General features: G+C 42.7%; 6 protein-coding genes. 4 read left to right on the top strand and 2 right to left on the bottom strand.

Features of this window, described 5'->3' with window-relative positions; translation table 11 throughout:
- Positions 1-18: 18 nt before the first annotated feature.
- Positions 19-1,992, bottom strand: a complete 1,974-nt coding sequence (locus tag HMPREF9010_RS09660) for a LamG-like jellyroll fold domain-containing protein (protein ID WP_032852753.1) — start codon at positions 1,990-1,992, stop codon at positions 19-21.
- Between the two features lie 188 nt (positions 1,993-2,180).
- Positions 2,181-6,221: a response regulator gene (locus HMPREF9010_RS09665; protein WP_008649693.1), complete on the bottom strand. Its 4,041-nt coding sequence runs from the start codon at positions 6,219-6,221 to the stop codon at positions 2,181-2,183.
- A 210-nt stretch (positions 6,222-6,431) separates the two neighbouring features.
- On the opposite strand from HMPREF9010_RS09665, the gene HMPREF9010_RS09670 reads away from it, so the two are divergent.
- Genes HMPREF9010_RS09670 through HMPREF9010_RS09685 form a run of 4 tightly spaced genes read left to right on the top strand, consistent with a single transcriptional unit; the run spans position 6,432 to position 12,433 of the window.
- Entirely contained in the window at positions 6,432-8,714 is a 2,283-nt protein-coding gene (locus tag HMPREF9010_RS09670) for a GH92 family glycosyl hydrolase (protein ID WP_008649690.1), read from the top strand.
- A 53-nt stretch (positions 8,715-8,767) separates the two neighbouring features.
- Complete coding sequence (locus HMPREF9010_RS09675) at positions 8,768-9,718, top strand: endonuclease/exonuclease/phosphatase family protein (protein ID WP_008649689.1); 951 nt, start codon at positions 8,768-8,770, stop codon at positions 9,716-9,718.
- 52 nt (positions 9,719-9,770) lie between these two features.
- A complete protein-coding gene (locus HMPREF9010_RS09680; protein ID WP_008649686.1) occupies positions 9,771-10,928 on the top strand; it encodes a glycoside hydrolase family 76 protein in 1,158 nt (385 codons plus the stop codon).
- A gap of 59 nt (positions 10,929-10,987) precedes the next feature.
- Complete coding sequence (locus HMPREF9010_RS09685; protein ID WP_008649685.1) at positions 10,988-12,433, top strand: glycoside hydrolase family 125 protein; 1,446 nt, start codon at positions 10,988-10,990, stop codon at positions 12,431-12,433.
- Positions 12,434-12,855 lie beyond the last annotated feature (422 nt).

The following is a 12,855-nucleotide window of genomic DNA, read 5'->3' as shown; positions in this document are numbered from 1 at the left end:
ATTATTATATTCCTAGTTTTAGTATGAATGAGGACATTCAATTGGTTCAAAGCGGCTCTTATCTCCATTATAAGTTGCAGGAAGTTCCGCTCCCCAGGCAGGTTTATTTTCGCTTATATTCTGCAAACAAACTTGCGCATCCAATCCGCTGCCGCCATTTCCCCAATTTTCAAAAACTGTAGTACCTCCGACACCTTTCGAGAATACCCAATATCCCATCAAGTCAGAGTGTTCTTCTGCATTAAGGATTTTGCACATATTCGCTTTAATTTCACTTTCGTCCAACGCTCTCTTCCACATCCGTGCCTGATAAACTTTGCAATATCCTACCCGATATGAATCTCCGGAACGTCCAATCAACAGTGCTTTATCATTTCCACCTACATCTGTCAGATTGAGAGATGAATTAGGGGCACAATCCTCATAAGAGTTATCTGCAGGAGTCAACGTTTCTCTCACCCCGTTTATATACATTTTATAAGCCTCTTTAGTACTTGATTTCGTTCCATCATATACAATGGCTATATGATACCATTTACCCGGAGTCTTACGTCCACCTTCCGAATCATCGCAATAAATAGTTTGCTGACTACGGAAACGGGGATCACTCTTACCATTAATTTTAGTGGCTATTTCAAAACGCGGATTCACATCCTTAGCTTCTGCACGAAGCAGGAATACACTTTCCAAACCTATAAACGATTGCATAGAACGAGTATAAGTCGGGTAGAACACAACCTCAAAAGTAAGCTGATTCATACTTTTCACCTCTGAATGTGATTCGGCATACTTTTTAATATCAATTTTAAAGCATACGTCATATTCCATACGATAACATACCGGATTCACATAAACTGGTAACGTCAATTTCTGACCTGCCGCATCAGACAGTTCCAGTGTGGTAGTCCCGAGCTTCTTTCCTGTTAGTTTTAACTTGGTAGCCCCGTCTTCCGTAATCAATTCTGCGGTTTTCAAATAGGTTTTATTATCATCTGTGAGTTGTGCCAACTTATAATCACCATTTCCTCTGGTAATAGCTATTTCTGTAGATGCCTCATAACCACCGATGATTAAAGAAGTTGCTTCATTTTCCAGTTTAAGGTTATATGGATTCACTTTCACCGAAATCTCCTCCACAGAACCTTTCTGATCTGTCACAATCACTTTCACATCACCTCTAGCTTTGGGTTTCAAGGTAATCAGGTTCTCTTTTTCAGTAGCTTCCACAATCGTTGCATCCGTAGTAGGCTCGCCGTCTCCCACCTGATAAGTGAAACTATATCCGCCATTACCTCTCTCAATAGAGATATATTGAGATTCGGCATCTGGTTCGGCAAAAGTGGCTTCATCACTTTTCAGTGTCAGATCCACGATGTTCACTACCACAGGAATAGTGATTGTCTTACCTTTCTTATCTGTTATCGTAATATTTACCGGATCGGCTCCAGTCTCGAACTTGGCAGTCAACGGAATAACTTGTCCGGATAGTTCACCCACTTCCAAAAACTTATCAGCACCTTCCGGTATGGAAATCTGATAATCTCCGTTACCGGTCAAAATCTTCACCAGTCTCTTTTCACCGATAAAAAGGTCAAAACCTTCTTCCGGTGCATCTACCGTCAAATCCCAGAGTTTTGCTACCCGAACCAGCACTCTAGCCACTTTCTTACGTCCATCTACTATTAATATAGTGGTTTCCGTACGGTTATTTTCTTCCAACTGGCTATTTTCGGTAGCTTTAATAGTCACCTTATTACCATTGATTGTAGCCGTCGCCACGTTTTCATCAAATGGCTTCACATAATAATCGCCATTACCGGAGGTGATACTCACCGTAATTTCGTCTCCTTGTAGTAGTGTCACCGAATTATTATCGACAACCAGATCTGTTGCCGGTTTCACTTCCTGTTCTTCTTTATCATCACTGCACGATACCATAAAAAATGGAATGGTCAATGCTGAAAGAAATAAAAAACTAAGTTTCCTTTTCATTAGATTAAAGATTAATAAATTAATACTTTTCAAGTTTATCTACTTAAAAACTTCGATGAGACAAAGATAAAATCACTAAACTCTACCAAAAGAAAATTAACTATCCTTTTTTACCTTTTGGCACGGATATTTACTATATTAACACGGATATTTACTTCTTCTTTTTCTTTAAAAATTCCCGCCACAGGCTACTGCTGAACCTCTTCCAAATGTTTCATCCGAAACTCTTTTGGCGTGCACTCATACTTTTCACGGAACACCTTAAAGAAAGTAACTTTGTTCGAGAATCCCGAATCGAATACAATTTCATCAATCGTCTTTTTAGTGGTCAGCAATAAATCTTTCGCTATGTGCAAACGACATTCCTTAATCAGATCGGTCGGGCTATCCTCTCCTATCTCTTCCATCTTCCGATAAAGACTCCGGGGACTGATTGCCAGCCGATCGGCGATATAACGTGGAGTCAAATCTTTGTTCGTTATATTATCATTGATAATCTTCAAAACCGACTGTAGGAACTTCTTCGACTCTTTATGCGTCAACTTCCCGTCCGACTTTTCAAAAGAACTGATCGGCGAACTGAAATAATTTTTCAACACTTCTTTCCGTTCTATCACCTGACAGACAGAGATACGAAGATACTCCGCACTAAACGGTTTTGTGATATACATTTCCGCACCGGTAGAAAGGGCTTCCATCTGTTGTTCCATCTCGTGTCGTCCGGAAACCACAATAATAGGAATATGCGCCGTCTCTTTCACCGATTTAATCCGCCTGGTCAGTTCAATGCCACCCATTCCCGGCATCATGACATCACAGATAATCACATTCGGATAAACCTCATTCATCACCTGATCCAGCCGTTCAGGATCTTGCAAGGTTACCACATTGAAGTCAGCTGAGAAGATTTCTCCAATAAACCATAGCATTTCGATTTCATCATCGACAACCAAAAGCGTAGGACGCATCTTATCAAACTCATACTGGGGAAGTTTCAGTATCGATTGAGTATCTATCTTAGGGATGTATTCCGCTGTGAGCCGCTTGGTTTCCACCACTCCGGTAGTCAGTTCCACGACCGGCAAGGTTAGTGTAAACATCACCCATCCGTCAGGAGTATTTTCCACTTTCAACGTACCATTCAGCAACTTTGCCATATTATAAGAGATGGCTAGTCCCAGGCCATTCCGTGAAAAGTTCTTTTCATCCTGATTCTCGAAATTATCCAAAATGGCATACCGGTTAAAAATATACTGAAAATCCTTTTCCTTGATGGTACTTCCTTCATTTGCTACACGAAGAGCCAGCATATTTTCCCGGCTCGTATCCACTTCAATCTTGATACTCTGTCCGTCGGGAGTATATTTAAAGGCATTAGAAATCAGATTAATAATGATCGTATTCAGGAATCCTTTGTCCGAGTTCCACATCACCTGCTCGGGTATCTTGCTCAAGAAAGTGATGTTTCTGGATTTAGCCATTTCAACAAACGTTTTGGCTATTCCTTTCACAATGGAAGACACATTCAATGATTCAACCCGCACTTCCCTGTTTCCCGTTTCAATCCGACGGAATTCGATCAACTCATGAATCAGGTTGTTGAGACGCTCCGCATTCGTCTGAATCATCTGTACGTAGTCTACGACAAATTTACTAAGTCCCTTCGATGAAAGGATTCGTCCGCAAGGACCATAAATCAAAGTCAGCGGAGTACAAAATTCATGTGCGATATTAGTAAAGAAACGAAGTTTGGACTCAAAGACATTCTTTTGATGGCGTTTCTCTATCTCGTTCAGCAATTCCTGCTTTTTACGTTTGGAGCGCAGGATAAAGGAACGTATCAGCAAGGCTGCCAGTAAAAGCAGACACAGGGCATAAATCAAATAAGCCCACCAGGAAGCATACCACGGATCACCTATACGAATCACCAGAGAATAGACATCACTCTCTTTATCAAAGACACTATTGTAATATTTCACCAGTAAGGTATATTCGCCGGGAGCCATATTCGTAAAAGAGACTCCGCTTTCCGAACCATTGTTTACCCATTGGTCACTCAATCCTTTTAGTTTATAGAAATAGGTACAGTTATTACCATTCAGATAATCCACAGAGGCAAATGAAACAGAAAAGAAATTCTGGTCATACTGCAAATTCAAGACTTCAGTTTCTTTTTTCCGGGTGAGAAATTCGCCCAGATTGTATTGTTCACCGAAGATAGACAGCTTATCAAAATAAACAGGAGGCATATAAAGCTGCTCCGGACGGCCATCCGCCCGGATAGCTACGACTCCATTGATTCCGCCAAAGAACAGAGTACCAGTCTGGGAATCCCGAAAAGCGGCTCCGTCACTAAACTCTACCACCTTTAAACCATCTCCAAAACCGTATGAACGAAAGACATTCCTTTTCGTATCGAAATTGATTAATCCAAGATTGGTGCTCAACCAGAAGTCGTCGGACGAGTTTCTAAGAATTGCATGAATGGTATTATTCAGGAAACCATTCTTGGCATTGAAGAGCTGATAAGAGGTTTCCGATGTGTACTTTATCAATCCGTAGCTCGTTCCGAAAAGATAGTTATTGCTGCTGTCTTTACTGATAGCGAGAATATTATTCAGGGTCATGTTTTCGTATTTGTGAGTAGACACCGGTTCCAGGCCATTCGTCGTTTCGTTATAGCGGAATACCCCATATCCTTTATTGCCAAACAACAGGTTGGCTTCATTCTCCGCATAAATAGTAAAGAAATAGTTCGATCCCAGTTCGCCGTCATTGATGATGTAACGTTGCGCATCCACAATCACCGGATTGTCCGGTGTTCCGGCAATACGAGCTTTCACCACTCCCATGCCGACACTCGCCAGCCACAGTTCGGAATCTGCTGTTTCGTAAATGTCATGGATGTATTTGAAATCTTCGTTACCGATCCGTATTGGTATACTCTTGATACGTTTTTCCCGATATGAATAATAAGTTAATCCTTCTTCGTCTCCTATCCAAAGCAAATTCCGGTGGCTCTTGGCAAAACAATAAACGGCATTACTACTCAAAGCACTATTAGAGGTAGTCAACACCTCCGCCCGACAGTCGGAGATGTTTTTATCGAATTCGTAATCATAGATTTTAAGAATTCCGTTTCCTTTGGTTCCCACCCAGAAAGTACGTTCATCATCAAGATAGATGGCACGCACGGGGCGTTCTATTTTCTCGGTATAATTGCTAAGCACCATTGATTTGATAGAATAAAGCGGGTTCGAATAAAGATAAACACCCTGCCCGTCGGTACCAATCCAAACAACATCCTGAAAACGGTCTTTCTTGAGACAGAATACACCGCTGTTGATAGGTAACGACTGAATTTGATAATGATTCGTCTCCTTCTGTTTCTCCAACAGCAGAATACCATCCATCAAAAAGCCCACAAAATAGCTGTTATGATAATGAACGATGGAAGAAATTTTACCACGTTCCTGTATTTCTTTACCTAGATTGGCAATAAACTCATTCTTCTGGGTCGGAATATGGAAAGCATAGAAATTAAATTCCTTGTCTATGTAATAAAGAGATTGCTCGTCATTGAAACAATAAATCAAGGAAGTCTGATAAATCAGGTTCGTTTTCTGGGGTAACAGGGTGATATCTCCCGATGCGGCTTCCTGCTGTATATCATAACAGCGGTTATATCCTTTCATGACTACCCACATCCGGTTGTTACCGTCGATAAAGAAGTTTACGATATCGGAAATCGGGATTCCCGTGATATTGATTTTCTTGAAGACTCCTTCTTTTTTATGATAATAATAAATGCAGTTACTATCCTGGATAATGAACAGATTACCATGACTATCCTTATTCATAAAGAAGAGTTTCTGAAATTCATTATAGTGAGTGATTGTATTGGTTTTCCGGTTCAAACGGTTCAGCCCATAGTAGGTTTGAATCCAGTAAATATCTTCGCCCGTATACACAATATTGTCAATCAGATTACCAGATAAGTAATCCTCCTTGTCACGAGTCTTAAATTCCTCAATCTCCTGTCCATCATAAATATTCAGCCCGTCGCAGGTCCCGATCCACATCAATCCACGCTCATCCTGGCACAGAGATGTAATCGAACTATTAGACATATACTCTTTATCTGCAACTTGCTTCAAATTATAAGCATAAGCGTTATGTATCAACAGATTAAGAAAAAAGAATAGAATAAAAACCAACTGTTTTCCCATAGTGTATTATTCTTAGATTTGCTATATGACAAAGGTAAACAAAAAAACATTCCGAGCTTTTTTTTGGCCGGAATATAAGTAAAGCTCCGTGCCAGAGTAGTTAATTTCAGCGACAAGAAACGATTTAGCCCCTCTATTACTAGAAGCACATTCCTTTTCTCCCTATTTTCGTCGTAGAAATTATTTTCAAATCTATAAATTCATTTGTTCATGAAAACACATTTTTCATTTAAACACTTGCTATTTCTTGGAGGTGCCGTGTTGTACAGCCTGCAATCTTCTGCCGTTAAGAATCCGGTAGACTATGTCAGCACACTGGTAGGCACTCAGTCCAAGTTTGAACTGTCTACCGGAAACACGTATCCGGCTACGGCATTGCCGTGGGGAATGAATTTCTGGACACCGCAGACCGGTAAAATGGGAGACGGTTGGGCGTACACGTATGATGCCGACAAAATCCGGGGATTCAAACAAACACATCAGCCCAGTCCCTGGATGAACGACTACGGGCAGTTTGCCATCATGCCTATCACCGGCGGACTGGTATTCGATCAAGACCGACGTGCCAGTTGGTTCTCTCACAAAGCGGAAGTTGCCAAACCTTATTATTATAAGGTATACCTTGCCGACCATGATGTAACAACCGAGCTTGCTCCTACGGAGCGCGCCGTCATGTTCCGTTTCACGTATCCGGAGACAAAGAATGCCTACGTGATTGTAGACGCTTTCGACAAAGGTTCTTATGTGAAAGTGATTCCGGAAGAAAACAAGATTATCGGCTATTCAACCAAGAATAGCGGCGGTGTGCCGGAAAACTTCAAAAACTATTTCGTGATTCAATTCGACAAACCGTTCACATTCGTTTCCACAGTTTTCGAAAACAACATTCTTCCGAATGAAACAGAAGCAAAAGGAAACCACACAGGGGCCGTGATCGGATTCGCCACGAAAAAGGGAGAAATCGTACACGCACGTGTTGCTTCCTCCTTTATCAGCCCCGAACAGGCGGAGTTGAATCTCAAAGAGCTTGGCAAAAACAGTTTCGACCAACTGGTAGCGAACGGAAGAGAGATTTGGAACCGTGAAATGAGTAAAATAGAGATAGAAGACGATAATATCGATAATTTACGTACCTTCTATTCTTGTCTATACCGTTCCATGCTTTTTCCACGCAGTTTCTACGAGATAGATGCTAAGGGAGAAGTCATGCATTACAGCCCCTACAACGGCGAAGTGCGTCCCGGTTATATGTTTACCGACACCGGATTCTGGGACACGTTCCGCTGCCTGTTCCCTTTCCTCAACCTGATGTATCCGTCAATGAATCAAAAGATGCAGGAGGGACTAGTAAATACTTACAAGGAAAGCGGTTTCCTGCCGGAATGGGCCAGCCCGGGACATCGGGATTGTATGGTAGGCAACAACTCGGCTTCCGTAGTGGCCGACGCTTACATCAAAGGATTGCGAGGATATGATATCGAAACTCTTTGGGAAGCATTGAAACATGGAGCAAATGCACATCTTCGCGGGACTGCTTCAGGTCGTCTCGGTTACGAATCTTACAACCAACTGGGATATGTTGCCAACAATATCGGCATAGGACAAAACGTTGCACGTACATTGGAGTATGCTTACAACGACTGGGCAATTTATACATTAGGCAAGAAACTCGGTAAACCGGAGAGCGAAATCGACATTTATAAGAAACACGCGCTGAACTACAAAAATGTCTATCATCCGGAACGCAAACTGATGGTTGGCAAAGACAACAAAGGCGTATTCAATCCGAATTTCGATGCAGTGGACTGGAGCGGTGAATTTTGCGAAGGGAATAGCTGGCACTGGAGCTTCTGCGTATTCCACGACCCGCAAGGACTTATCAACCTGATGGGAGGCAAGAAAGAATTCAACGCGATGATGGATTCCGTCTTTGTCATCCCGGGTAAACTGGGAATGGAAAGCCGCGGCATGATTCACGAAATGCGTGAAATGCAAGTAATGAACATGGGGCAATATGCGCATGGCAACCAGCCTATTCAGCACATGGTATATCTCTACAACTATTCGAGCGAGCCCTGGAAAGCTCAATACTGGATACGTGAGATTATGAACAAACTATATACCGCCGGTCCCGACGGTTATTGCGGTGACGAAGACAACGGACAGACTTCCGCCTGGTATGTATTCTCCGCACTCGGTTTCTATCCGGTTTGCCCGGGAACGGATGAATATATCATAGGAACCCCGCTCTTCAAATCAGCGAAGTTACATTTGGAGAACGGAAAGACCATCACAATCAAGGCAGATAACAACCAGCTTGACAACCGCTACATCAAGGAAATGAAAGTAAACGGGAAATCACAAACCCGTAATTTCCTTACACATGACCAGCTGATTAAAGGTGCTAATATTCAATTTCAAATGAGCCCCGTACCCAATAAACAACGGGGAACCACAGAAAAAGATGTACCTTACTCTCTTTCGTTTGAATAAAATATTGTACTTTTGGAGATCAATGAATTATCTACCAAACAAACTATAAAAACATGAAACTGAAAAACCTTTTACTAATTGCCCTTGTTGCGATCGTCTTTTGCGGTTGTCAAAGTAACTATCAGCCTACTTCTATCACCGTTGCCTCCTACAATTTGAGAAACGCCAACGGTGGCGATTCAATCAACGGAAACGGTTGGGGACAACGTTACCCGGTCATTGCCCAAATAGTGCAATACCACGATTTCGATATTTTCGGCACGCAGGAGTGCTTTATTCATCAACTGAAAGATATGAAAGAAGCATTACCCGGTTATGATTATATCGGTGTAGGTCGCGACGACGGCAAAGAGAAAGGTGAACATTCTGCTATTTTCTATCGCACAGACAAGTTTGACGTGATAGAGAAAGGTGATTTTTGGTTGTCGGAAACTCCCGACGTGCCGAGCAAAGGATGGGATGCCGTGTTGCCGCGTATTTGCAGTTGGGGACACTTCAAATGCAAAGATACCGGCTTCGAATTCCTTTTCTTCAACCTGCACATGGACCATATCGGCAAGAAGGCACGTGTGGAAAGTGCATTCCTCGTACAGGACAAGATGAAAGAACTTGGCAAAGGCAAAGAGCTTCCGGCCATCCTGACGGGAGACTTCAATGTCGACCAGACCCACCAGTCCTATGATGCTTTTGTGAGCAAAGGGGTGTTGTGCGACTCTTACGAGAAGGCCGGCTTCCGCTATGCTATCAACGGCACGTTCAACGACTTCGACCCGAACAGCTTTACGGAAAGCCGTATCGACCATATATTCGTTTCTCCGTCTTTCCATGTGAAAAAATATGGTGTGCTGACAGATACTTACCGCAGCATCGTAGGCAAGGGAGAAAAGAAGCAGGCGAACGATTGCCCGGAAGAAATCGACATCAAGACTTATCAGGCGCGCACTCCTTCAGACCATTTCCCCGTAAAGGTGGAACTGGAGTTTGACCAGCGTCAGCAGAAATAATCTTTGTATCTAGTTATAACCTGAAAGTTTCACCACACAACCCGATATTCCTATGAGAAATATATGTTTTGTAGCCTGTATGTTATTTTGCCTTACCTCCGCAGTGGGAAAGACACCGGGAAATACCCGTTATCTTTCTATTGCCGACTCGATTCTATCTAATGTATTGAATCTCTATCAGACGAATGACGGACTACTAACAGAAACGTATCCTGTCAATCCCAACCAAAAAATCACTTATCTGGCGGACGGAACGCAGCAGAACGGAACGCTGAAGGCTTCTTTTCTATGGCCGTATTCCGGGATGATGTCGGGTTGTGTGGCTTTATACAAAGCGACCGGAAACAAGAAGTACAAAAAGATTCTCGAGAAAAGAATTCTACCGGGAATGGAGCAGTATTGGGATAACAGTCGCTTGCCGGCCTGTTATCAGTCATACCCCACCAAGTACGGGCAGCACGGACGTTATTATGACGATAACATCTGGATTGCACTGGATTACTGCGATTATTACCAACTGACTCACAAGCCTGCATCTTTGGAAAAAGCCGTTGCATTGTATCAATATATCTACAGTGGATGGAGCGATGAGATAGGCGGTGGCATCTTTTGGTGTGAACAGCAGAAGGAAGCGAAGCATACTTGTTCCAATGCACCGTCTACTGTGCTCGGTGTCAAGTTGTACCGGCTGACGAAGGATGCCAAATACCTCGAAAAAGCAAAAGAGACGTATGCCTGGACGAAAAAGCATCTGTGCGACCCTACCGACCATCTTTACTGGGATAACATCAACCTGAAAGGGAAAGTTTCCAAAGAGAAGTACGCCTACAACAGTGGACAGATGATTCAGGCGGGCGTATTGCTCTATGAAGAAACAGGAGATGAACAGTATTTGAGCGATGCACAGCAGACAGCCGCAGGAACTGATGCTTTTTTCCGCACAAAAGCCGACAAGAAAGACCCGACTGTCAAAGTGCATAAAGACATGGCCTGGTTTAACGTGATCTTATTCAGAGGACTGAAAGCTCTGTATAAGATTGACAAGAATCCGGCGTATGTCAATGCGATGGTGGAAAATGCGCTTCACGCCTGGGAAAACTACCGGGATGAAAACGGATTATTAGGCAGGGATTGGTCGGGACATAACAAGGAGCAGTATAAATGGCTGCTCGACAATGCCTGTCTTATTGAATTCTTTGCAGAGATTTAACACTTCTTCTCCGCAACACTTTCATAATCAATACTAATCAACAAAAAAAGACTATTACCATGAATATAACTAAAGCCTTTTGTTTGTCCATAGCACTCTTGGGCGTTAGCAATATGCAGGCTATAACGAACAGTGATTTTGTCATCCAACAAGATAATACCAAAATCAACAACTATCAGACGAACCGTCCGGAAACATCGAAACGTCTGTTTGTCTCACAAGCTGTGGAACAACAGATTGCGCATATCAAGCAACTGCTGACGAATGCCCGCTTAGCATGGATGTTCGAAAACTGTTTCCCGAACACACTGGATACTACTGTTCATTTTGACGGTAAAGACGATACGTTTGTTTATACAGGTGACATCCACGCCATGTGGTTGCGCGATTCGGGTGCACAAGTATGGCCTTACGTGCAACTCGCCAACAAAGACGCAGAACTGAAAAAAATGCTCGCCGGCGTTATCAAACGTCAGTTCAAGTGTATCAATATCGACCCGTATGCCAATGCTTTCAACATGAATTCCGAAGGCGGCGAATGGATGAGCGACCTTACGGACATGAAGCCCGAACTGCACGAACGCAAATGGGAAATCGACTCGCTCTGCTATCCTATCCGTCTTGCTTATCATTACTGGAAGACGACGGGAGATGCCAGTATATTCTCCGACGAATGGCTTACAGCCATCGCGAAGGTTCTGAAAACGTTTAAGGAACAGCAACGAAAAGAAGATCCGAAAGGTCCTTATCGTTTCCAACGTAAAACGGAACGTGCACTCGATACGATGACCAACGACGGCTGGGGTAATCCTGTAAAGCCGGTCGGACTGATTGCTTCTGCTTTCCGTCCTTCGGATGATGCTACAACTTTCCAGTTCCTCGTTCCGTCCAACTTCTTTGCTGTAACTTCATTGCGCAAAGCTGCCGAAATTCTGAATACGGTCAACAAGAAACCTGATTTAGCTAAAGAATGTACTACACTGTCGAACGAAGTGGAAGCAGCCCTGAAAAAATATGCGGTTTACAATCATCCGAAATATGGCAAAATCTATGCTTTCGAAGTGGATGGTTTCGGCAACCAACTGTTAATGGATGATGCCAATGTGCCGAGTCTCATTGCCCTGCCTTATCTTGGAGATGTGAAAGTGAACGATCCTATTTATCAGAATACCCGTAAGTTTGTATGGAGCGAAGATAATCCTTACTTCTTCAAAGGTACTGCCGGTGAAGGAATTGGCGGTCCGCACATCGGATATGATATGATTTGGCCCATGAGTATTATGATGAAAGCATTCACCAGTCAAAACGACGCAGAAATCAAGACCTGTATCAAAATGCTGATGGATACGGATGCCGGAACAGGGTTCATGCATGAATCTTTCCACAAGAACGACCCGAAAAACTTTACTCGTTCCTGGTTTGCATGGCAAAATACGCTGTTCGGAGAACTAATCCTAAAACTCGTGAATGAAGGAAAGGTAGACTTGCTGAATAGTATCCAATAGTCTTCTATTATGTTTTTATTGTATTCCTGCTTATGAGATAACTGTTTCTAACCTTGAAGCTTACGCTTCCAAAGTAGTTTCAAGGTTGAAGAACTTTAGTTTCACGCCTTTGAAACCACAGTTTCAAGTAAGAGAAACTAGAGTTTCTCGCTGACGAAACAAAAGTTTCAAGCAATAGAACTTTTAGTTTCAAGTACTGAAACTCTCTCTTCCGTAATAGTCTGATAATCCTTGAATACCGCTCCGGATAGAGAAATAAGTACCCACATAGCAGAGAAACAATAAAATCCTTGCTTTCAACAAAGTGACAGCAAAGTTGTCGTCACCTTGCCGTCACATCATGCTGTCACACTGCAGTATATTTATAATCAATCATTTATGCCCAATCAGGTGACAGATGACAGCATTTTATTTATTTTCCA

Origin of the sequence: Bacteroides sp. 3_1_23 (assembly GCF_000162555.1) — a bacterium.
In the GTDB taxonomy this organism is placed as follows: Bacteria; Bacteroidota; Bacteroidia; order Bacteroidales; family Bacteroidaceae; genus Bacteroides; species Bacteroides ovatus.
This window is presented reverse-complemented; position numbering and strand designations above follow the sequence as displayed.

What these genes read in the sequence shown, in the direction of transcription:
- HMPREF9010_RS09665 (WP_008649693.1), bottom strand. Translation starts at nt 6,221, where the DNA reads ATGGGAAAACAGTTGGTTTTTATTCTATTCTTTTTTCTTAATCTGTTG.
- HMPREF9010_RS09660 (WP_032852753.1), bottom strand. Translation starts at nt 1,992, where the DNA reads ATGAAAAGGAAACTTAGTTTTTTATTTCTTTCAGCATTGACCATTCCA.
- HMPREF9010_RS09675 (WP_008649689.1), top strand. Translation starts at nt 8,768, where the DNA reads ATGAAACTGAAAAACCTTTTACTAATTGCCCTTGTTGCGATCGTCTTT.
- HMPREF9010_RS09670 (WP_008649690.1), top strand. Translation starts at nt 6,432, where the DNA reads ATGAAAACACATTTTTCATTTAAACACTTGCTATTTCTTGGAGGTGCC.
- HMPREF9010_RS09685 (WP_008649685.1), top strand. Translation starts at nt 10,988, where the DNA reads ATGAATATAACTAAAGCCTTTTGTTTGTCCATAGCACTCTTGGGCGTT.
- HMPREF9010_RS09680 (WP_008649686.1), top strand. Translation starts at nt 9,771, where the DNA reads ATGAGAAATATATGTTTTGTAGCCTGTATGTTATTTTGCCTTACCTCC.